Source organism: Bordetella genomosp. 7, assembly GCF_002261265.1.
GTDB lineage: Bacteria > Pseudomonadota > Gammaproteobacteria > Burkholderiales > Burkholderiaceae_B > Bordetella_A.
Genome location: NZ_NEVK01000008.1, coordinates 66,122 through 86,644, shown reverse-complemented (window position 1 = coordinate 86,644; position 20,523 = coordinate 66,122). Strand labels below are relative to the sequence as shown.

Sequence of the window (20,523 nt, the reverse complement as noted above, 5' to 3'; positions counted from 1 at the left end):
ACGATATGGCCGACCGGCTCGCTGCGCTGATGGCGCATTTCCCCGTAAGCGCAAAGGTGTACGGAGCAGGCGCCGCCCCGGGCTTCATCGCTGCGCGCAGCAACGACCTTCACGGCCAACTGCATCTGGTGCGCAGCGGCCGGGTGGATTTTCGATATGGCCAGCAGGCCTTGTGCGTCGAGCGGCCCAGCCTCTTGCTTATTTCAAGGTTGCCCAACCCGGGCTTCGTCGTCGCGCCCGAACCCGGCGCCGACATGGTGGGCGCCACGCTGTCGTTCGAGGGGGGCGCCTACAACCCCATCGCCGCAGCCTTGCCGGACCTGGTGTGCCTGCCGCTTGAAGAGATCGATGGCGCAGCGCCCGTGCTGGCCGTGCTGTTCGACGAGGCGCAGGAACAGCGGTGCGGGCGCGTCGCGCTGGTAGAACGTCTGTTCGAAGTCGTGATGATTCAGGTGCTGCGCCAGTTGATGGAAACCGGCAAAGTACGCGGCGGCCTGCTGTCGGGCCTGGCGCATGCGCGCCTGCGCAATGCCCTGGTGGCCATGCACGAAGCGCCCGCGAAGGAATGGACGCTGGATTCGCTGGCCGAGGCGGCCGGCATGTCGCGCAGCGTGTTTGCCACCACCTTTCGCGACACCGTGGGCATCACGCCCGGGCAGTACCTGCAAAGCTGGCGCGTCCGGCTTGCGCAAAAGGCGCTTCAGCGCGGACGCCCGTTGAAGATCATCGCGGCCGAGGTGGGTTACGGCAGCGAAGCCGCGCTATCGCGCGCATTCAAGGCGCATTCGGGCAGGTCGCCTCGGGAATGGAAGGCCGAGGCGCGGGCCAACTAGTTCGTCGACTGGAATCGGGCTTCTACTGGCTTATTCGGCGCGCGTTGCGCGCCGTCCAAGGATGTCGTCTGTCGCGGGACATCCACGTCGCTCCGGGCAGGGTGATCGTCGCGAATTGGGCATATCAGCCGCGCCGGCAACGATTCCAGGGTACGGAACGAGCGCAGAATCTAATTTGACCCGCTTCTGTGGCGAAGACTCTAATTCGTACGGGTCTGGCGCGTGCGCCATACGAACCCTACCGGAGGAGACTATGAAAGCACCGATTAAAAAGACGATGTCGATCAAGGCCGGCTTCGCGATTGCTTTGTTCGCCGCGTCCGCTTTTGCCCACGCGGAAACCATCAAGCTGGGCATGTCCATCCCATTGTCTGGCGCGGGCGCCAATTGGGGGAAAGGGTCTGAGTGGCTGTGCACCAAGGCGGCCGAAGAAATCAAGGCTGCCGGCGGAGTCAAGGTAAAGGACGCCACCTATAACTTCGAATGTGTAGGCTACGACAACAAGTACAACGCGGCGGAAGGAGCCAAGGTCGCGCAGGCGTTGGTCGCACGCGATGGCGTGAAGTATGTCGCAGGCAGTATCGGCGTGGCGCCCGTGCGGGCGCTGCAGTCACTGACTGAACGCAGGGGTGTGCTGCTGTTCACTGCCGCCTGGGGAAACTCGATCAAGGGGCCCAAGTTCCCATTGACCTTCTCGCAGATGAATTCGGTCAACGAGATATCCGACCCGATGATCGCTCATGTGAAGAAGCTGCATCCAGAGATCAAGACGGTGGCATTGCTCAATCCCAACGACGCCACAGGCCAGGAAACCGAGAAGGTGGCGCGCGCCGCATGGGAGCGCCATGGCGTGAAGGTACTGGTCAGCGACTGGTATGAACGCGGCACCAGCGAATTCCAGCCGATTGCGGCGAAGCTGAACTCGCTCAAACCCGATGTGGTTGATCTGGCATCCACTCCGCCCGCCGACGCAGGGCTGGTGTTCCGAGAGTTGAACGCTTTGGGATGGAACGGCATCAAGGTCGTGGAAGTCGGCACGGGGGCCGACGGCCTGCTGGCCACTGGCAAGAACGCCGTTGATGGCACCTACCTTGGAGCCGCGGTTGCGGTTTCCAGCATGAATCCGCACCAGAAAGAGCTGAACGACGGGGTGCGGAAAGTAACGGGGGAAGACATCAACTCGGTGCAGATCGGAATGTACGACGCCGTATGGGCACTGAAAGCCGCAATGGAAAAGGCGCAGAGCGTTGACCCGGAGCAGGTGGCCAAAGTGATGCCGGAGGTCAAGTTCCAGTCGTTCTTCGGCGAGGTCGGTTTCGGCGGAAAGGATGTATACGGTAGCGACCAGCAGATGCAACTGCCCGTCATCATTACCCAAATCGCCGGGACGACGCTGAAGGAAGTTGGGCGCGTGCAGAAATAAGGAGCCATGCACATGCAGGACAACCTCCAGCTGCTGTTCACGGCGCTGCAGATCAGCTCGGTGTACATCCTTTTCTCACTAGGGCTGACGATCATCTTCGGCGTACTGAAGGTCGTGAACTTTGCGCACGGTCAGTTCTTTACGTTTGCAGCCTTGATGCTGTCGCTGGGGCTGTCCTGGCTGGCTCCGCGCATCGGCAACCCCTACTTGGTGTATGCGCTGGCCGGTATGGGCGGGCTGGCCGCGTGCCTGCTGTTCGGACTGGTGCTATATCAGTTCGGATTCAAGCGGTTGGAGCGCGACATGATCGGCTCCTTCATCCTGTCGGCGGGGCTGGTGCTGCTTTTTGAGGGCCTCATGCTCGAGGTCTTCGGCGGCGCAGTCCGGCCGGTTCCATCTCTCGTGGAAGGCAATCTCGATGTCGCAGGCATTTCCGTTTCAAAGCAACGGTTGATCCTGTTTGTTTTTGCTGCGGTGCTCACGGGGGTCATCATCGCCCTGCTCAAGAGCACGCGTTTCGGCAAGGCGCTGCGGGCCGTGGCGATCGACCACGAAGCAGCGATGCTGCAGGGCATTGCCTACCGAAAAATAGCACTGCATGGATTTCTGATCGCGACCGGCGTGGCGGCGATTGCGGGCATGCTGATCGCACCCGTTGCGGCGGTGACTCCCACATTGGGCGATTCATACTTGGTCAAGGGTTTCATAGCCGTGGTGGTGGGGGGCATGGGCAGCATCGTGGGCGCCATACTCGGCAGTTTGCTGATCGCCATCCTGGAGACCTTTGTCGGCTTTTACTTTGATCCGTCGGCCGCAAACCTGACTATTTTTGTGATCGTGATGCTGGTGCTGCTGATCAAACCCAAGGGCTTCTTCGGCAATGACTAAAAGAACCGACCTTCCACTTATCTTGCTCATTGCCGCGGTACTGGTGGGCTGCATCGCGTTTGGCGGCGGCTACACCGGAAACCTGGTCGTATGGATGAGCATCGCCGCCGTCATGGCGGCCAGCCTGCGGTTTGTGTTGCTGATAGGCGAACTGAACTTCGCCACTGCTGCGTTCTTCGGTATCGGTGCATATTGCACCGGCTATATCGTGAACTATCTGGAATGGCCATTCTTGCTGACGCTGGCTGCCAGCACGATCCTGGCACTGCTGGTCAGTGTGGTGTTCGGATGCATTACGCTCAGGGTAAAGGGGCCGTACTTCCTGCTTATCGGCTTTGCGTTTACAGAGGCGATGCGCATTTTGTACAGCCGCACCGACGTACTGGGCGGCAACTCCGGCCTGGTAGGCATATTTCCGCCAGAATGGCTCGACGCCTATTACCAGTACTTTGTGACAATACTAAGTTTCGGGTTGATCACGGCGATGTGGTTCGTCGAGCGTTCCAACCTGGGCAAGGTGTTCATCGCCATCCGCGATAACGAAAACGTGGTGCGCAGCGTTGGTATTCCGGTGTTCATGACCAAGGTCCTGTGCTTCGCGGTGGCTTCGGCGGTGGCTGGACTGGCTGGGTCTGTACATGCCTATGCCAACAATGTAATCAGCCCGTTGGACTTTGGCTTCATGCTCTCTACATTTGCATTGGCATACCTGAAAGTGGGTGGCGAAGACAGTCCGCTGGGGCCAGTCATCGGGGCCGTATTGCTCGTGGGCATCGCCAGCTACGCGCAGACGTTGGGCGGCAATGAGCACATACTCTATGGCCTGGCCATCATTGTCTCGGTGTTGTTCCTGCCCAAGGGCCTGATGGGCCTGTTCAAGAGCCGCTGAGAGGACACCATGCAGACGGGATCAACGCTACTTTCAGGCAAGAACCTATCCAAGCAGTTCAAGGGGCTGCTGGCAGTTTCCAAGGTCGATATCGAGATCAGGCAAGGTGAAATCGTAGGTCTCATCGGCCCCAACGGTGCCGGAAAGAGCACCACGTTCAACCTGCTGTCCGGGTTCCTGAGGCCGACATCGGGACGCCTTGAGATCAACGGCGCAAGAATGACTAACGCCAAACCCGAGCGCATCAGCAAGCAAGGCTTGGTGCGCACGTTCCAGCATGGCAGCTATCTGCCTTCGATGTCGGTGCGCGATAACGTGCTGATCGGATGCCTGGGAGGCAAGCGCGTAGGTCGGGTGTCGTCCGGCGATCAAGATCGGGTGATCTCGCAGGCCATCGAACTGTTCGGCCTGGCGGGGTATGAACGCGAGATCGCCAGGAACCTGCCGCATGGGTTACAGCGGCTGGTCAGCATGGCCATGGCGTTCGCGGCCGGCCCTTCGCTGCTTTGCCTGGATGAGCCCCTGACCGGCCTGAACCAGACAGAAGTGGCCGAGACACTGGGCGTATTCAGGCGGCTCAGGGCAGAGCACGATATGTCGATCTTGCTGGTTGAACACAATATGCGCGCCGTGATGAACATCTGCGATCGAATTTACGTACTGCATCACGGAGAGATAATCTGCAGCGGTACGCCGGATGAGGTAAAGGCGAGTGAAACCGTGCTTCGGGCATATCTGGGGGAAGCGCATGACCTCTGAAAATTCTCTGATGGTGCGGAACCTGTCAGTCAGTTACGGAACCGTACCCGCCATCATGGATGTGAGCCTGGAGGTGAAAGGCGGGGCCATCGTGAGCCTGATCGGGGCCAATGGCGCCGGAAAATCCACTTTGATCAAAGCAATTACCGGCCTGGTGAAAACTTCCAAAGGTGACATCGCCTATGGAGGCAAGTCGTTCGTCAATTGCGAGCCCAACATTATCCTTGGTCATGGCGTGGCGCTGGTGCCGGAAGGCAGGCGCCTGTTCGGCAGCATGACGGTGCGCGAAAACCTGGAGATGGGAGCGTACCTGATCGATAGTGTGCAGAAACGATCCGATCTGCTCGCGACGTGCCTGCATTACTTTCCAGATTTGGAGGCAAAGCTGTCCAGTCCGGCAAATTCGCTTTCCGGAGGGCAGCAGCAAATGGTGGCAGTGGCGCGCGCCCTTATGAGCTCGCCAAGTATGCTGTTGCTGGACGAACCTACTATCGGGCTGGCGCCTGCCTTCGTCAACGTCATCAGCAAGGTGGTGCGCGATATCAATCGGCAGGGCGTGACAGTGCTGCTGGTAGAGCAGAACGCGGAAGTCGCGTTACGAGTCAGCGACTACAGCTATGTGCTGGAATCGGGCAAGGTCGTCAAGCATGGTCCGGCGTCCGTGTTTCTTAACGACCCGGACATCAAAAAGGCATACTTGGGTCTTTGATCGGCGGCACCGCGGCCGCCGCAGATTACGTGATGGCCCGCGCCGCCAGATGCCCTTCGCGAATCGCCGCCTGCACGTCACGCGTTGAAAGGGCATCGCCGACGATGTGCAGCTGTGGAACCCGACCTTGCAGCGTACTCCAGACATCGTTCAATGATTGCCGGTACCCAACCAATACCACGGTGTCGGCACTTACGACAGTAGCGTGCTCGCCATATAGCGGCCGAACTCGCGCCGATCCCTGGTCAATGGAAACGAGAGCGAACTGCGTCAAGATGCGGAAGTCGCCTGCTTTGTAAAACCGTTGCAGCGCGGCCTGTGTGCGTCCTGTTCCTTCTACTGCGGGCGCGAACATCGAATGGCGGGTGACGTAGGTTACCGCGGCGCCAGACTCGATCAAGGCTTCGCAGCAGCCAATGGCCTCATAATGGCCGATATCGTCAAAGACCAAAGCGGTCGTTCCATACTGGCCTTGCGTTTTCATGCATAGCTCGCATGACGTCAGCACGTTTGCATCAGGCGCAATGGCCAGGCTGGCGGCCGGGTCGGCCGTCTGGCGAAAAGCGGTGGCGTCCGTCGGCATGGACCCGGTTGCAACAATGACCACGTCAGGTTGCTCGGCCGAGACGTCTTCTGCCTCGGCATAGGTTGCCATGCGCACTTCTACGCCCAGCCGGTAGATTTCGTTCTCCAGCCAAAGGGCGATGTCGCCTATCAGGTGCAGCTTGGGCAGCTGCTTGGCATAGTTGAGCAGGCCTCCCAGCGTGGCGCCGGCTTCCAGCAATGTGACGTGATGGCCCAGCAGCCGGGCAACGCGCGCTGCCTCCATGCCTGCCACCCCACCACCAACCACCACGACCTTGCGAGGCGCCGCCGCGGCGACAAGGCGGCTTTCCGCCAGATGCCGTTCGTCGCCCACGACCGGGTTCACGGCGCAGCGCATGCGCCCGGTGAATACACCGCCGATGCATCCCTGGTTGCAGCTGATGCAGGGGCGCACATCGGTGCCGCGTCCGGCACGCGCTTTCTCGATCAGCATCGGGTCGGCGATCATGCCGCGCACCATGCCTATCATTTCGGCGTGGCTTTCCCTGATGGCCTGTTCCGCATCGTCCAGCGTGGCGTAACGGCCCACAATGATGCGCGGCACAGTGACACCGTGGCTTATGCGGTCGCTTGCGGGAAGCTGGTAGCCAACCGGCCGATCCATTCCGGCGTAGCGTTCCACATGGAAGTAATAGTCGCCGTGGGTGATATCGACGAAGTCGACCAAGCCTTCGTCTTGCACCCTCAGCAGAATCGCGTTGACATCTTCGGTCGACAGAATGCGTGGGTCCGTACTTGCGCTGACGCGGATACCGACGGCGAACTCGGCCGAGGTTGCGCTCCGTATGGCGCGCAGAGTTTCCAGCAACGCGCGCATGCGGTTTTCCAGGCGGCCACCGTAGACGTCTGTTCGCTGGTTGAGCACCGGCGAGAAGAACTGTGAAAACAGATAACCCGCGCCCGCCAGAACCTCGACGCCATTCAGGCCGGCTGCCTGCATGCGGGCCGCTGCCTTTCCGTAAGCCTCGACCAGCTCGCCGATCTGGCCGGTGGTCATCGGAACCGGCGGCGCCACCGAGTAGCGACCGGGCAGCGCGCTTACCGCCCAGGGCAGGCCTCCATCTGCCGCCGGGTCGGTATATCCTCCGTGCCACAGTTGGGTGAAGAGCTTCATGCCGGTGGGTGCAATGGCGTCCACCAGGCGGCGCATAGGTGCGATCGCGCCGTCGTCCGCTGCAGTGAGCGAGAACGTAGAGGACGGATGAACCGACGTGCTTTCCAGAATGGAAAGTCCGACTCCGCCCTTGGCTCGTTCGAGGTGATAGGCGATCAGGTCGTCGTTGACATAGCCTTGCGCCAGCCGCGTCGCATGCGCCGTCCGCACGATGCGATTCGAAATCTCGACGCCTCCGATCAACAGCGGCGAGAAGAGATTTCTATACGCAGTCATGCCACCGAACGTTTAGATGAGATGCCGCCGTCGATAGTGACAATGGTGCCGCTGGTGTACGAAGAGCGCGGCGAGGCCAGATAGACGAACACGTCCGCCACTTCTTCTACCGTAGCGGCGCGCCCACGCGGATAGGCAGCCAGCAGTTCGCTGGATCGGTTTTCGTCGCCCAGCAGCCGGGCGGCATGACTCTTTAGCACTTTGGCAATGCGTTCCGTCGCCACCGGCCCGGGATTCACGCCGATGACACGAATACCGTCTTCCAGGCTTCGGCCGCCCAGGGCACAGGTAAACGCCATCAGAGCGGCGTTGCCTGTCGAGCCTGCGATGTAGTTGAAGTCGGGGTTCTGGCCGCCATTGCCGATGTTGTTGAGAATGACGCCTCTGCCTCGCGTCTTCATGCGCGGATAGATGGCGCGGACCAGGTCGATATAGCCAAAGACCTTCAGTTCCCAGCCCTTGCGCCAGGCCTGCGCGTCCACATCCCAAAGGTCGCCGCCCGGAATCGCGCCCGCGTTGTTTACCAGTACGTCCACATCGCCCGCGAATTCCGCCACCCGCTCGATCGCTCCGGGCAGGGTCATGTCCAGCGGCAGCAACGAAACCTGTACGCCGTAGTCAGATATCAAGCCGTCTGCCAGCGCCTGGAGCTTGTCTGCCGAACGGGCCACCAGAGCCAGGTGACAGCCTTCGGCCGCGAAGGCGTGGGCGAGACCCGCGCCGATGCCTTGCGAGGCCCCGGTTACCAACACGCGCTGACCCGATAGTTTCAGATCCATATTTGTCTCCTGTTAGTGGGAATTACATCGGGGCAGCCTGCGTGTATCAATGTCGCCGTATGGCGCGTTCCGTACAACGGCGGCGCAGGCCCGGTATGCTGATCGGGCCCTTGGGTCAGGCCTACAAATACGGATCAGAGGGGGCCTTCGAAGTCGCGCAGCGCTGCCTGGAGCTCCGCGGCTGTCTGCTTGAGCGCAGGCGCGATGCGCTGCCGCTCGGCTTCCAGATCGAGATTGACGTCTGCTTTGCCGCAGCTCATGGCGATAGGTATACGGTTGCGCCCCGCCCAGATGGGGGTGGCGACTCCGTAAGTGCTGCGCTGGAATCCACCCAGCACAGCGCAGGTTCCCGTGGCTTCCAGATCGTCAAACGAAGCGCGTATCGATTGTTCCAGGGCATCGCCGTCGGGCCCGGCCTGTTGTTTGTATTCCGCGATCAGCGGCTCTCTTTGCGCCTGGGGCAGGGCCCATAAGTAGGCGCGTCCGATTGAGGTGGTGCCCATGGGCAACACTGAACCGACGCCGAGGCGCAGCGTCGCGACCTTGCGGCTGACTCGATAGGCAATGTAAAGCAGATCCAGGCCATCTTGAATGCCCAGGGCAACGGACACATTCAGCTGGTCGGCCAGATCTTGCATAAGCGGCTGCGCAGCCTGGAGCATTTCGTTGGTGTCCAGGTAGGCGTGTCCGATACTGAGCGAGCCAGTGGCGATCTCGAACTCGCGGCGGCCCGGAACCTGTCGCAGAAAACCTACCTGGATCAGGGTGGAGGTCAGGCGGGATATGGTGGCTTTGGGCAGACCGGTACGACGCACCAACTCGGCATTGCTCAATGGCGTGCGGTCGGATCGGAACGCGCGCAGCACCTTCAGGCCCCGCTCTACCGTCATCAGCGCCGCGCTCTCGGAATCCTGCGCTTCGCCATGCATGGGCTGGGCGTTCATGGCGTCGTCCATACGCGCTGGATCTTTTCCGCCATGCGCACGAGCGCCGGCCCGAGTTCGTGTGCGCTACGGTTTCTGTCGACACGGGTTGCGGGACCCATGCAGCTGACCGCGAGCGGCGCCAGGCCCGGCCGGCGGACGGGAGCGGCTACCGTCGTCATCGGACGGCCCGACTCCCCCAACGCGACGCAGAATCCGTTTTCGCGAACCCGCAGAATCGCTTCGCCCGCATACTTATGCAGCGCGTGGCGTCCGTGCTTGACTTCATCCGGGGGCTGCTGACGAGCGCTGCGCAACAGGAAATCGCGCTCGGCTTCGGGCAGGCTGGCCAACAGGGCCCAGCCCGGCGCCGATGATGCCACGCCAAGCCGGGTTCCTATGCCGGTTTGCAGCATCGCAGGCAGGGCATTCGTCAGGCAGCTGTCGGTAACGACCAGATCCAGTCGGTCGCGGCAGCTTAGTTGCACATTGACCTGGTACTGCTCGGCAAAAACCCGCATCAGCTCGTTAGTGGGGTGATGAATCTCGGCGTCCACTGCGGCCCCGTAGCCCAGCGCCAGCACGGACGACTTCAGGCAAAACCTGCGAGTGCCCGGATCGCAATGCAGGTATCCCAGCGTAACCAGCGTGTTAGTCATCCGGGTGACGGTGGACGCCGGCAGGCCGCTGCGGATGGCGAAGTCGCGGTTGGTGAGCCATTGATCCCCGGGGGAAAACGAGGCAAGAATCGACAACGCGCGAGCGAACGGGGCAACAGTGGGACGGCAGACTCGCAGGCCGTGCTGCTGCTCGGGGGATTGGGGAAGCATGTCGTTCATAAAACACACTTAACCACTTGGTACGTTAATCGGTGACGCAATCCTAGGGTTATCCCTGGCCATGCGCTAGCGTCGGCGGAGGATACACGGGGCCTTGGCAGGCCCAGCGCCAATTATGTCGCAGCCCGGACGCAAGGGGGCAAGCAGATTGTGAGCAATGTTCCGAGTGTTGGAATAGGAAAACTGTGGGTTTCTACGGCAAATCGTCATCTTGGGACCGGCGGGGGCGTGCCGAGGTACGGAACGCGCTATGGATAACGTTTGACCTCTTTCGAGGCGGATTTCATCTTACGCAACAGCGCGCCCCACGCTTTCCCGTGGCGGCCCGTCATACCGCCATGGGGTCTCGAACCACGTTCAAGCCCTTCCATGCACCCGAGAAGATCTGAACAATGAGCAAGCAAGAACCTTCACATGTCTGGCAGCCCGGCCAGCGCGAATTGCAGAACTCCGGAATTGCGCACCTGATGGGAGCGCTGCGAGTCACCTCTTACGAGGAGCTCATGCGTGCGTCAGTGAAAGAGCCCCGTCACTACTGGGAAACCGTGATGCAGGAGTGCTGCATCGTCTGGGATGAACCGCCCAAGGATTACGTAGATCTGTCGCGCGGGCCCGAATTCCCCAGTTGGTTTCCTGGCGGTAGACTGAACTGGGTCAACAGCATTTATAGCTGGGCCAGGCGTGCGGACACGGCCGAACGAATAGCCGTGGTCGGCGAACGAGAAGACGGAAGCAGCAGTTCGCTGACTTTCCGGGAGTTGGAGCAGCGAGTGCGGAAATTCGCCGCCGGCCTGTCCAACAGCGGCATTGGGCCCGGCGATCGCATAGGCCTATTGATGGAAAATGGGGTGGACGCCACGATTTCGCTGATGGCCATTGTGCATCTCGGAGCCGTCGTGGTGCCGCTTTTCAGCGGGTTTGGCGTCGATGCCATCGTGGCCCGCCTGTCTGCCGCCGAGGCCCGCATGGTAATTGCGTCCACCGGGTTCCAGCGCCGTACCAAGCGCGTGGATGTCCAGGGCGCACTACGCGATGCATGGCGGCAGCTACCCTTGCTGGAACACGTAGTCTGGAAGTATGCAGAGGGTGAGCGCGCGCAGGACGCTCGCGATCTGGACTGGCAAGAAGTTGCTTGCGGTGCGCACGGGCCAGGGCAGGACGCATTGTCGGTAACGCCCGACACGCCGTTTATGGTGATCTACACCTCCGGCACGACAGGCAAGCCGAAAGGCGTCGTACACACACACGGCAGCTTTCCCATCAAAATCGCTCATGACTCGCTGGTCCATTTTGATGTCAAGCCAGGTGATGTGTACTGCTGGCCAGCCGACATGGGGTGGATCGCCGGAACACTCGTACTGGCCAGCGCCCTGCTGCGCGGGGCGACGCTTGTTTGTTATGACGGTGCGCCGGATTATCCCGACTGGTCGCGCATGTCCCGCCTGATAGAGCGCCACAAAGTTACGCATTTTGGATCCGCGCCGACGCTCATCCGCGGCATGGCAGGCAACGAAGCCGTGGCCCTGCAGGGGGATCGCTCCACCGTGCGTGTGCTCATCACGGCCGGGGAAGGCATTGCGCCGGAGCATTTCATCTGGTTCCAGGAGCGCTTCGGCGACGGCACCGCTCCATTGGTGAATTACACCGGCGGAACAGAGGTTTCCGGAGCTTTGCTGTCCAGCGTGCCCATCCGGCCCATACCACCGAGCGGCTTCAACACTATTTCGCCCGGTGTGGCGGTGGATGTCGTCGATTACCAGGGAAACAGTCTGACGGGACAAGTTGGCGAGCTGGCGGTTCGTGCGCCCTTCGTGGGCATGACGCAGTCTTTCTGGCGCGACGATGCCCGGTACCTGGAAACCTATTGGCGAACGATCCCGGGCGTATGGGTGCATGGAGACCTGGCCGTGCGCACGCCGGACGGGTGCTTCTTTATGATGGGACGTTCGGACGATACCCTGAAGGTCGCCGGTAAGCGACTGGGTCCGGCCGAAGTAGAAGAGGTGGTCCTGGAGATCCACGACGTGTCCGAAGCCGCCGCCATTGGCGTCGCGGACGAGGTCAAGGGCCAGAAACTTGTTGTATTCGTGGTGCCCCGTCCCAATGCGAACGTAGCCGAGAGCGAGCTCGAGGCCTTGGTGGCAAGACATGTAGAGAAACGTCTGGGCCGACCTTTCCGCCCAGGCAGGGTACACGTGCTAAGCCAGCTGCCCAAGACCCGCAGTTCGAAGATCATGCGGCGAGCCATCCGCAGTGTTTATTGCGGTCAGCCGCCCGGCGATCTTTCTTCATTGGATAACCCGGCCGCGCTTGATGAAGTGCGTGCGGCGGCACGCTGACGCGGCGCGTCAAATGGCATACAGCGCCCAGGTCGGCACCAGAACCAGTGCCGCACAGCCCGCATTGCTCGGCATGTCTGCCTCGCTGCAGCGCGAGCCCGGGGTCGCCGTCGTTACCCCGGTTGTGCGCGCGCTGCTCATTATCTCGGCGTTTTCTCCCCAGGAGCGTTGGCTGGGCAACAGTCAGTTGTCGCAACGGACGGGGCTGCCCTTGTCCACGGTGTCGCGCATGGCTCAATCGCTCGCGCAGTTGGGCTACCTGCTGCATGACGCCGACGAACGCAAGTACCGGCTGTCGCCCAAGGTGCTGGGACTGGGCTATGCGGCAATGGCGCACTCCGCCATCCAGGGTCTGGCTGGCGAACGCATGGCAGCGTTTGCGCGGCAGCACAAGGTGCACGTATGCCTGGCATTGCGCGACCGGCTCGATCTGGTCGTGCTGGAATGCCGTCGCAGTCCGGAGTCGCCGGTGGCGCTACCCCTGCATGTCGGCATACGCGTAGGAATTGCGCAGTCTCCGATGGGCTGGGCGTTGCTCGCCGGATTGCCGGAGCTCGAGCGCAACTATTTGCTGGAGAACGTACAACGTCGGATGCCGCGGGACTGGAGCCGGTTGCGGCGCCGCGTATGGGAAGGCATGGCGCAGGTCGCCGAAACCGGGTATTGCGTGTCCATCGGCGAGTGGGAACCTGAACTCGGCGCGCTGGCCACCCCTGTATTGCTGGAAGGAAACTCGCCATTTGTACTGGCGTGCGTAGGCGCCAGCCGCGCCATGACGCGGGCTCGCGTAACCAGAGAACTGGGTCCGCGCCTGCTCGCCATGGGAGAAGCTCTGCAACGCGAATTCAACGCCATAGAACCCTGAGCACCTGGTGATCCGTACATATGGGCTCATGGACAACGAGAAGCAATTTATGAAGGTACTCGAAGGTATCAAAGTCCTGGATTTCGGCCGCTTTATCGCGGGTCCGTACTGCGCCGCTCTGCTGGCTGACTACGGCGCCGATGTCATCAGAGTCGAGCGCGTGGAAGGAGGGGAGGATCGTTACATCGTGCCCGTGACCGATGACGGCGAGGGCGCCATGTTTCTGCAGCTGAACCGCAACAAGCGGTCGATGACTCTCGATCTGGATAGCGAGCAGGGACGCGAGATCGTCCGCAAGCTGGTGATTCGCGCTGATGTAGTCGTCGCCAATATGCCGCCGCGCACGCTCAAGAGCCTGGGCCTGGACTATGAGACGCTCAAGACCGTCAATCCCCGGATCATCCTCGTTGCTTCCAGTGCATTCGGCAATGCCCAGGCGGTGCGGGACAGGGTGGGCTTCGATGGCGTTGGACAGGCGCTAAGCGGATCGGTTTACCTGGCGGGTACGCCCGAGCAGCCGCAGAAGTCCATGGTGCCCGTCGTGGATTTCGCGACATCGTTCGCCTGCGCGCTGGGTGCGGTGCTCGCCCTGTATGAACGCCAACGTAGCGGTACAGGACAGGAGGTCAGTGCATCGTTACTGTGCACCGGCCTTAACATGGCCAGTGGCGCCCTGATTGAAGAAGCGCTTTTGCATGTGAACCGGCAGGCTACGCTGAACCGCGCATCGGGCTATGCCCCGTCGGACATATTCAAGGCACGCGACGGCTGGTTCATTATCCAGGTTATCGGGCAGGCCATGTTCAAGCGTTGGACTCGGCTCGTAGGCCGCCCCGAGCTGTTTGCGGATGAGCGGTTCGCCGATGATGCACTGCGTGGCGAACACGGGGAACTTCTGAGCGGCATCATGAGCCAATGGTGCCTGGACAAGAGTCTGGAGGAAGCGCTGGCACTGCTGGAGCAGGCGCGCATTCCCGCTGCCCGCATCAATTCGCCACGGCAGGCATTGGAAGACGATGTAGTCAAGGCCGCCAATCTCATCAGGTGGATGGATTACCCCGGCGCGCCCGGGAAAGTGCCTGTTTTCAATACCCCGGTGGCGTTATCGCGCACACCGCCCTCCATCGAGCGCCGCGCGCCGCTGAACGGAGAGCATACCGACGCGATACTGGCCGATATCGGCGTCGATGCCGCCAGTATCGCGCGGCTGAGAAAGCAGGGGGTAATTTAAGGGCGCCGGCGGGGGGCCGGCGTAACCGCCCGCCGCCTTGGGCGATGTGTTTGCGTCAGTGGGCGGGAAGCTGTGCGGATGGAAACTTCGGCGCGCGCTTCTCGCGCAATGCGGCCAACCCTTCCTTGACGTCAGGCCCCAGGAAACAGAGCATTTCCTGTGCAAGTGAATTATCGAATACGGGCCCCGCGATACGCATCCAGTTGTTCAGGGATTTTTTCGTGGCGCGTATAGCTGTCTGGCTGCCTTGTGCCAGCTTCGCGGCAATGGCAAGCGACCTCGGCAGCACGTCGGCGCGTGGCGCGCAGAATGTAACCAGGCCAATGCGCTCGGCCTCTTTGCCGTCTACAAAATCGGCGGTCATCAAGTAGTACTTGGCCTTGGACATGCCGCAGAGAATGGGCCAGATGATCGCGGCATGGTCTCCCGCCGACACGCCCAGCCGCGCATGTCCATCCGTGAGCCTGGCGTCTTCAGCCATGACGCTGACATCGGCCAGCAGCGCCACCGCAAGGCCGGCGCCCACTGCCGTGCCATTGATCGCCGAGACAATCGGTTTGTTGCAGGCGAGCATGTTGTAGACAATGTCCGATGCCTCTTTCATGACGCGCATGGTGGTGTCGTGGCTGTTGGACATGGCTTCTACGATAGAAAGATCGCCGCCCGCCGAAAACGCCCGATCCCCCGCGCCGGTAACTACCACCACTTTGACGCCAGGGTCCTCATCGAGGATGCCCCAGATCTTGGTCAGTTCCCAATGCATGCGGTCATTGGTGGCGTTCATCGCTTCTGGCCGATTGAGTGTCACGAGCACAACGCCGTCGGCCTGCGGCTCGCATACCAGGAATTGGAAGTCGTCGTAGCGCATGTTCAATGTGGCTCCATAGAGTTGGTGCTGGATCGGGGCCTGCCGAGTGTGCGTTGCAGGCTGTATCCCGGCAAGAACAACGCTACAGTGTTCCGTACATCGGGCAGCGGTCGGGCAAGCCCGCCTATACCTTCGGCGCAGGTATCAGTTGGGCTTCCAGAACATGTACACCGCCCGGAACGGCGCATCCACGCGTTGACCCGTCGCAGCGGCATCGCACGCCCTGGCAGGGGCGCCGCCCCCCGACTGCACCAGCCGCTGGATGTATGTCACCCCGGAAAGCACCCCCGCACCCCCCGCCGGATTTGCGATGACGAGCTGGTCGTCCAGGCGGTCGGGGGCGGCATTGAATCGCACTATGCCCAGGCCCGTAAGCGTCGAGCCGTCGGCGGCGCGCCAGGTTTCGGGCGGATAGGCGTATTCGCCCTGTTGGCCGTCGCCCGTGAGCGTGGCCTTGGCGCTCTGGATAGACCAGGCCTGCCGGGGCGGGATGCCCGAAGCCTGCTGGCATACATACGTCACGACGCCTTCGGCGGACGCGCGCCACGCGGGATAGTTGCCGGCCGGCACCTGCATCACGGCCGGCACGTTGTCGGTCGCCGCCGCACCGGTTGCCGCAGTCAGGCATGCGGCCAGCAAAGAAAGGCGGGCAAAGCGGCGATATGAATATCCGGGCGTCATGCAGGCTCCTTTGTACCTTCGTAGATTGGTGGGCGCAGTGAACTGGCGTGACGATTCTACAGGGTTGAAGTAATTGCCGTGGTCTTTACGGCTGTTCATGGCGGCATCACTTCCAAAGTTTGCGCAAAGGCGTATCCGGCGAGAACCGGTGCGCAACCTGTGCCTGCAGCAATTCGCCTGTGGCCAGGGCGTCGGTCAGGGCATGGTGGGCGCGGTAGCGCGGCAGTCTGTAGCGTTCGCGGCTGGGGGCCAGCCGTATCGACACGTGGCGCGGCTTGCGCCCCAGCAGCCTGTTCAGCAGGCCGGGCGGCTGGCGATACAGTCGCGCTTCGAGTTCCATCGTGTCTATCACCGGGAACTCCAGGCCTTCGCCAATGCGGGACTGTAGCGCCGCGTTCAGGAAAAGCCGTTCGATGTCGCGGCAATGCACGACCACGACCCGCCCCGCCAGGGCATCCAGCACATCTTCCAGTATGGCGCCCAGGTCCGGCGCCGTGGTGATCTGGGAATGCGTGATCGCGTGGATAGTGACCGATTCCGGCGTTAAATCGGTGGTGGGCCTGACCACCCAATAACGCGAGGCGCTGGCCTGGATGCGCGCCAACGTCATGGGTACGATGCCGATGCTGACGATTTCGTCGCGCCGCACATCCAGCCCCGTGGTTTCGACATCCAGCGCGGCCATGGGCACGTCGCGCAAAGGGCAGTCGCCGGACGGCGCGCCCTGCCGATAAAAGGCCTGCAGGCGCGGGTCTTGCGCCGCGCGGGCCAGCGCGGCAAACCGCTGCGGCCAATCGGGGGCGGCGCCGCCGCGCCTTGCGGCGTTGGGCTTCAGGTCGTCCAGGTGCAGCATTGCGTCGCCATCATCAATTGGAACGGCCCGGCTGATAACGGAATTTAAGGTACTTTTGCGCGTTGCTCAGTATCAGAAACGCATCGCGCAGCGACTTGCGCTCGAAGTCCGACAACGTTTCCGGTTCGATACTGTTGTCCGGTTCGTTATTCGCGGCAATTTCATCGGCCTGGTTGCGGGCGCGCACCGTAGAGATGAATTCCAGCGCATCGTACAGGTCTTGCCCGCGGCCCTGCGGAAGAATGCCCGCATCGATGATTTCGCGCAGGCGGTCAAACGAGTTAAGCGCCTGCGACCCTATCGCCAATGCATGCACGCGGATCAGGTCGGCCAGCGGCGCTGTGCCCCGCCGCTTGAGGTTGATGGCACGCGTGTGGCGCCCGTCGCATTCGACGACAAAGTCTTTGAAGAACCCCAGCGGCGGCGTGCGCAGCAGCGCATTGCGCGCCATGCAGGCCAGAAATCGCGTGTTGCCGCGGGCCTTGCGCGCGATCAGCTTGCGCAGGTGCACGGCCCAATCCGTGCGGCCCCACACGCCATCCAGGTCGAAGAAGATACCGGCGTGCAGCAACGATTCCGGCGTGGGGCGTTCTATCCAATCGGTAAACAGGCGTTCCCATGCCGCCAGCGGCTGGCGCCACTTTTCGTTCGTGGCCATGACGCCGCCGGTGCAATAGGTATAGCCGCAACGCGCCAGGCCATCGGAAACGAAGGTGCTCAGCGCCTTGAACCACGCATCGTGTCGGGCGGCATCGAAACTGTTGTCCAGGATCAGCGCGTTGTCCTGGTCCGTTACGATCAACTGTTCCTGGCGCGCCATCGACCCCAGGGCCAGGAAGCAGTACGGCACGGGCGGCGGCCCGAGTTCGGCTTCTGCAAGTTCCAGAAGCCGCTGCTTGACGGCGCGCCCGATGGCCGACATGGCGCTGCCCACCATATGGGCGCTGGCGTCTTCGGCCACCATGCGGGTGAAGCTGGCGCGCATGTCCGGCACCAGGGCGGCCAGTTCATCCGTGTTCTGCGCGCGGAAAATGCTGCCCACCAGGAACAGGCTGTTGCGCGATTCGTAGCGGATGATGTCCGACAGCACAACGATACCCAACGGACGCTGGTGCTTCATGACGGGCAGATGGTGCACGTTATGGCGCAACATCGCCAGCATCGCTTCAAACACCAGCTGGTTGTGGGCCACCGTTACCACGTTCGGCGTCATGATGTCTGCCACCGGCGTGTCCAGCGGCAGGCCCGGCGCCAGCAGCCGGGTGCGCAAGTCGCGGTCGGTAAGAATGCCCGACAACAACGGCGTGCCGGCAACATCCGGGTTTTCGTCGACGATCAGCAGCGACGACACGCCTTCTTGCGTCATGCGCTGCGCGGCATCGTGAGCGGTGGCGCTGCGTTCCAGGGTTACCGGTTCGCGCGTGACCAGGGTGTCTACGGTGGCCGACGACAAGTCATTGGCATCTTCACGGCGCGACATCACTTGCCGAAGGCGGGCGTGGTCTTCCAGTTCTACATAGTCGGCGAACGCGTCGTGGTTTTCGAAAAGGTCCAGAAACGCCGGGCCCGGAATCAGATATACAAGCGAGTCTTCCAGCGCCTTGGCCGGAAACCGTACCCGGCCATGCCGCAACAGTCCCGACTCGCCAAAATACCCCCCCGATGTCAGGCGGTTGTACAGCGTGCCGTCGCGCCGGTAGACCTCGACCGCCCCGCTGCGCACCACATACCAGTGCCCGGACGGCTGGCCCAGTTCGATGATCTGCTCGCCTGCCTTGTAATAGGACACGTCGATGGCGCTGGCCAGGTTTTCCAGCACGTCATCCGGCAGCGCGTCGAAAGGGGGGTGAGCGCGCAGAAAATCGATGATCTCAAGCTGCTCGATCTGCATGGTTCCAATACTACCGAGGTGGGGGGCGGCGAAGCCGAGCGCGGGACGGCCCCGGCCGATCCGGCCGGGGCGCGGCCGATCAGCGCCTGGGCTCTGACATCAACCCTTTCACGATAGCCAGCGTTGCCGCCAGCAATACGATTGCAAACGGCAATCCGGTCGATACCGCCATGGCCTGCAGGGCCACCAGTCCGCCACCCAGGATCAGCGCGATGGCAACCAGGCCTTCGAAAATGGCCCAGAACACGCGTTGAGGCATGGGCGCGTCGACCTTGCCGCCGGCAGAAATCACGTCGATGACCAATGACCCCGAATCCGACGAGGTGACAAAGAACACCACCACGAGCACGATGGCGATGAAAGACGTGATCGACTTCAGCGGCAACGCATCCAGCATCATGAACAGCTGCAGCGGCAGGTCGGCATCGCGGGCGGCTTCATAGCCGTAGCGCACCACCTGCGAAATAGCCGTTTCGCCAAATACCGTCATCCATAGCGTGCAGGCCAGCGATGGCACGATCAGCACCGAAATAATGAATTCCCGAACAGTGCGGCCACGCGACACACGCGCGATGAACATGCCCACGAAGGGCGACCAGGAAATCCACCATGCCCAGTAAAAGGCCGTCCAGCCCTGCAGGAAATTGGTGTCCTCGCGGCCCACAGGGTTCGATAGCGCGGGCAGGTACTGCAAATAGGCGCCAAGATTCGCGAAGAAGCCGGTGATGATGCTAAGCGTGGGCCCCACCACAATCACGAACAGCATCAGCAGCAAGGCCAGCGCCATGTTGATTTCGGACAGGCGCTTGACCCCCGCATCCAGCCCGGCCACGACCGAAAACAGCGCGATGGCCGTAATGCCGATAACCAGCACAACCTGGAAGCCCGTGCCTTCCGGGGTGCCGAACAAGAAATTCAGCCCCGAGCTGGCCTGCGACGCCCCGAACCCCAGCGAAGTCGCCAGGCCGAACAGTGTCGCCAGCACCGCCAGAATATCGATGACGTGACCCGGCCAGCCCCACACGCGTTCGCCCAGCAGCGGGTAGAACACCGAACGTATCGTCAGCGGCAGCCCCTTGTTGAACGAGAACAGCGCCAACCCCAGCGCCAGCACGGCATAGATCGCCCAGGGGTGCAGCGCCCAGTGGTAGATGGTTGCCGCCATGCCCAGGCGAGCGGCTGCCTGCGCATCGCCGGCGGCCCCGCCCAGCGGCGCCCAGTCGGTGCGCACGCCGTCGGCCATCTCGATGCCGTCATACGCCGTGCCGAAATGCGTCAGAGGTTCCGATACGCCAAAGAACATCAACCCGATGCCCATGCCCGCGGCGAACAACATCGAGAACCAGCCCACGTACGTGTAGTCGGGCTTGGCCTCGGTGCCTCCCAGCCGGACCCTGCCCAATGGCGAAAAGGCGATGATCAGGCAGGTCAACACAAAAATATTGCCGGCCACCAGGAAGAACCCGTCGAGCTGCGACGTCAGCCAGTCTTTCATCCCGTTGAACAACAGCTCGGCCTCTTCGTGAAAACCCAGCGTCAACGCCACGAACACAATCACCAGGCCGGCCGCTACCCCGAACACGGGGTTGTGGATATCCAGGCCGAACGGCCCGACATTGACAATGACATTGTCCTGCCCCACCTGGTAATCGGTGTCGATGGGGTTGACCTCTCCGTCGGGAATCATCGGGTCTTTCTTTTCTGGGCTATCTTCTGCCATCGGTACTCCTTGATGTTGCTAATGGCCTGTGTGGCGT

General features: G+C 61.9%; 18 protein-coding genes. 9 read left to right on the top strand and 9 right to left on the bottom strand.

What is annotated here, in order from left to right; all coding sequences use genetic code 11:
• Positions 1-5 precede the first annotated feature (5 nt).
• The 6 genes from CAL19_RS16280 (at position 6) to CAL19_RS16255 (ending at position 5,501) form a co-directional block, all read left to right on the top strand.
• Complete coding sequence (locus CAL19_RS16280) at positions 6-833, top strand: AraC family transcriptional regulator (protein ID WP_094797406.1); 828 nt, start codon at positions 6-8, stop codon at positions 831-833.
• 253 nt (positions 834-1,086) lie between these two features.
• A complete protein-coding gene (locus CAL19_RS16275; protein WP_094797405.1) occupies positions 1,087-2,256 on the top strand; it encodes an ABC transporter substrate-binding protein in 1,170 nt (389 codons plus the stop codon).
• Positions 2,257-2,268: 12 nt separating this feature from the next.
• A complete protein-coding gene (locus CAL19_RS16270; protein WP_026641455.1) occupies positions 2,269-3,144 on the top strand; it encodes a branched-chain amino acid ABC transporter permease in 876 nt (291 codons plus the stop codon).
• The gene (locus tag CAL19_RS16265; RefSeq protein WP_026641456.1) at positions 3,137-4,033 is read left to right on the top strand and encodes a branched-chain amino acid ABC transporter permease; all 897 of its coding nucleotides are present in this window, start codon (positions 3,137-3,139) and stop codon (positions 4,031-4,033) included. Before CAL19_RS16270 ends, CAL19_RS16265 begins: the two co-directional genes overlap by 8 nt.
• A 9-nt stretch (positions 4,034-4,042) precedes the next feature.
• Complete coding sequence (locus CAL19_RS16260; protein ID WP_094797404.1) at positions 4,043-4,792, top strand: ABC transporter ATP-binding protein; 750 nt, start codon at positions 4,043-4,045, stop codon at positions 4,790-4,792.
• Positions 4,782-5,501, top strand: a complete 720-nt coding sequence (locus CAL19_RS16255; protein WP_094797403.1) for an ABC transporter ATP-binding protein — start codon at positions 4,782-4,784, stop codon at positions 5,499-5,501. Before CAL19_RS16260 ends, CAL19_RS16255 begins: the two co-directional genes overlap by 11 nt.
• A gap of 25 nt (positions 5,502-5,526) precedes the next feature.
• Here the strand turns inward: CAL19_RS16255 and CAL19_RS16250 are convergent, their stop codons facing one another.
• The 4 genes from CAL19_RS16250 to CAL19_RS16235 all read right to left on the bottom strand — a co-directional run bounded on the left by CAL19_RS16250 (position 5,527) and on the right by CAL19_RS16235 (position 10,038).
• On the bottom strand, positions 5,527-7,497 hold the full coding sequence (locus tag CAL19_RS16250) for an FAD-dependent oxidoreductase (protein WP_094797402.1): 1,971 nt from the start codon (positions 7,495-7,497) through the stop codon (positions 5,527-5,529).
• Positions 7,494-8,276, bottom strand: coding sequence for an SDR family oxidoreductase (locus tag CAL19_RS16245; RefSeq protein WP_094797401.1), 783 nt, complete (start codon positions 8,274-8,276; stop codon positions 7,494-7,496). The genes CAL19_RS16250 and CAL19_RS16245 overlap by 4 nt, the downstream gene beginning before the upstream one ends.
• Positions 8,277-8,410: 134 nt before the next feature.
• The gene (locus CAL19_RS16240) at positions 8,411-9,220 is read right to left on the bottom strand and encodes an IclR family transcriptional regulator (RefSeq protein ID WP_094797723.1); all 810 of its coding nucleotides are present in this window, start codon (positions 9,218-9,220) and stop codon (positions 8,411-8,413) included.
• Positions 9,217-10,038, bottom strand: a complete 822-nt coding sequence (locus CAL19_RS16235; RefSeq protein ID WP_249276337.1) for an IclR family transcriptional regulator — start codon at positions 10,036-10,038, stop codon at positions 9,217-9,219. Before CAL19_RS16235 ends, CAL19_RS16240 begins: the two co-directional genes overlap by 4 nt.
• 392 nt (positions 10,039-10,430) lie before the next feature.
• On the opposite strand from CAL19_RS16235, the gene CAL19_RS16230 reads away from it, so the two are divergent.
• The 3 genes from CAL19_RS16230 to CAL19_RS16220 are packed head-to-tail and all read left to right on the top strand — an operon-like array spanning position 10,431 to position 14,473.
• Entirely contained in the window at positions 10,431-12,377 is a 1,947-nt protein-coding gene (locus CAL19_RS16230; RefSeq protein WP_094797400.1) for an AMP-binding protein, read from the top strand.
• Positions 12,378-12,390: 13 nt separating this feature from the next.
• Complete coding sequence (locus CAL19_RS16225) at positions 12,391-13,242, top strand: IclR family transcriptional regulator (RefSeq protein ID WP_051423935.1); 852 nt, start codon at positions 12,391-12,393, stop codon at positions 13,240-13,242.
• 49 nt (positions 13,243-13,291) lie between these two features.
• Positions 13,292-14,473, top strand: a complete 1,182-nt coding sequence (locus CAL19_RS16220) for a CaiB/BaiF CoA transferase family protein (protein ID WP_026641465.1) — start codon at positions 13,292-13,294, stop codon at positions 14,471-14,473.
• 55 nt (positions 14,474-14,528) lie between these two features.
• Here CAL19_RS16220 and CAL19_RS16215 read toward each other — a convergent pair whose 3' ends face one another.
• The 5 genes from CAL19_RS16215 to CAL19_RS16195 all read right to left on the bottom strand — a co-directional run bounded on the left by CAL19_RS16215 (position 14,529) and on the right by CAL19_RS16195 (position 20,486).
• Complete coding sequence (locus CAL19_RS16215) at positions 14,529-15,341, bottom strand: enoyl-CoA hydratase/isomerase family protein (protein WP_094797399.1); 813 nt, start codon at positions 15,339-15,341, stop codon at positions 14,529-14,531.
• Positions 15,342-15,485: 144 nt separating this feature from the next.
• Positions 15,486-16,022, bottom strand: coding sequence for a DUF3455 domain-containing protein (locus CAL19_RS16210; protein WP_170941558.1), 537 nt, complete (start codon positions 16,020-16,022; stop codon positions 15,486-15,488).
• Between the two features lie 106 nt (positions 16,023-16,128).
• Positions 16,129-16,875, bottom strand: coding sequence for a 3'-5' exonuclease (locus CAL19_RS16205; RefSeq protein ID WP_094797397.1), 747 nt, complete (start codon positions 16,873-16,875; stop codon positions 16,129-16,131).
• A 13-nt stretch (positions 16,876-16,888) separates the two neighbouring features.
• A complete protein-coding gene (locus CAL19_RS16200) occupies positions 16,889-18,766 on the bottom strand; it encodes a DUF294 nucleotidyltransferase-like domain-containing protein (protein ID WP_094797396.1) in 1,878 nt (625 codons plus the stop codon).
• Positions 18,767-18,845: 79 nt separating this feature from the next.
• Positions 18,846-20,486: a BCCT family transporter gene (locus CAL19_RS16195; protein ID WP_094797395.1), complete on the bottom strand. Its 1,641-nt coding sequence runs from the start codon at positions 20,484-20,486 to the stop codon at positions 18,846-18,848.
• Positions 20,487-20,523: the final 37 nt, after the last annotated feature.

Bases quoted from the DNA above. Each gene is read 5' to 3' on its own strand.
- CAL19_RS16200 (WP_094797396.1), bottom strand. From the start codon at position 18,766: ATGCAGATCGAGCAGCTTGAGATCATCGATTTTCTGCGCGCTCACCCC.
- CAL19_RS16240 (WP_094797723.1), bottom strand. From the start codon at position 9,220: ATGAACGCCCAGCCCATGCATGGCGAAGCGCAGGATTCCGAGAGCGCG.
- CAL19_RS16235 (WP_249276337.1), bottom strand. From the start codon at position 10,038: ATGAACGACATGCTTCCCCAATCCCCCGAGCAGCAGCACGGCCTGCGA.
- CAL19_RS16270 (WP_026641455.1), top strand. From the start codon at position 2,269: ATGCAGGACAACCTCCAGCTGCTGTTCACGGCGCTGCAGATCAGCTCG.
- CAL19_RS16225 (WP_051423935.1), top strand. From the start codon at position 12,391: ATGGCATACAGCGCCCAGGTCGGCACCAGAACCAGTGCCGCACAGCCC.
- CAL19_RS16275 (WP_094797405.1), top strand. From the start codon at position 1,087: ATGAAAGCACCGATTAAAAAGACGATGTCGATCAAGGCCGGCTTCGCG.
- CAL19_RS16215 (WP_094797399.1), bottom strand. From the start codon at position 15,341: ATGCGCTACGACGACTTCCAATTCCTGGTATGCGAGCCGCAGGCCGAC.
- CAL19_RS16280 (WP_094797406.1), top strand. From the start codon at position 6: ATGGCCGACCGGCTCGCTGCGCTGATGGCGCATTTCCCCGTAAGCGCA.
- CAL19_RS16260 (WP_094797404.1), top strand. From the start codon at position 4,043: ATGCAGACGGGATCAACGCTACTTTCAGGCAAGAACCTATCCAAGCAG.
- CAL19_RS16205 (WP_094797397.1), bottom strand. From the start codon at position 16,875: ATGCTGCACCTGGACGACCTGAAGCCCAACGCCGCAAGGCGCGGCGGC.
- CAL19_RS16255 (WP_094797403.1), top strand. From the start codon at position 4,782: ATGACCTCTGAAAATTCTCTGATGGTGCGGAACCTGTCAGTCAGTTAC.
- CAL19_RS16210 (WP_170941558.1), bottom strand. From the start codon at position 16,022: ATGACGCCCGGATATTCATATCGCCGCTTTGCCCGCCTTTCTTTGCTG.
- CAL19_RS16245 (WP_094797401.1), bottom strand. From the start codon at position 8,276: ATGGATCTGAAACTATCGGGTCAGCGCGTGTTGGTAACCGGGGCCTCG.
- CAL19_RS16230 (WP_094797400.1), top strand. From the start codon at position 10,431: ATGAGCAAGCAAGAACCTTCACATGTCTGGCAGCCCGGCCAGCGCGAA.
- CAL19_RS16265 (WP_026641456.1), top strand. From the start codon at position 3,137: ATGACTAAAAGAACCGACCTTCCACTTATCTTGCTCATTGCCGCGGTA.
- CAL19_RS16195 (WP_094797395.1), bottom strand. From the start codon at position 20,486: ATGGCAGAAGATAGCCCAGAAAAGAAAGACCCGATGATTCCCGACGGA.
- CAL19_RS16220 (WP_026641465.1), top strand. From the start codon at position 13,292: ATGAAGGTACTCGAAGGTATCAAAGTCCTGGATTTCGGCCGCTTTATC.
- CAL19_RS16250 (WP_094797402.1), bottom strand. From the start codon at position 7,497: ATGACTGCGTATAGAAATCTCTTCTCGCCGCTGTTGATCGGAGGCGTC.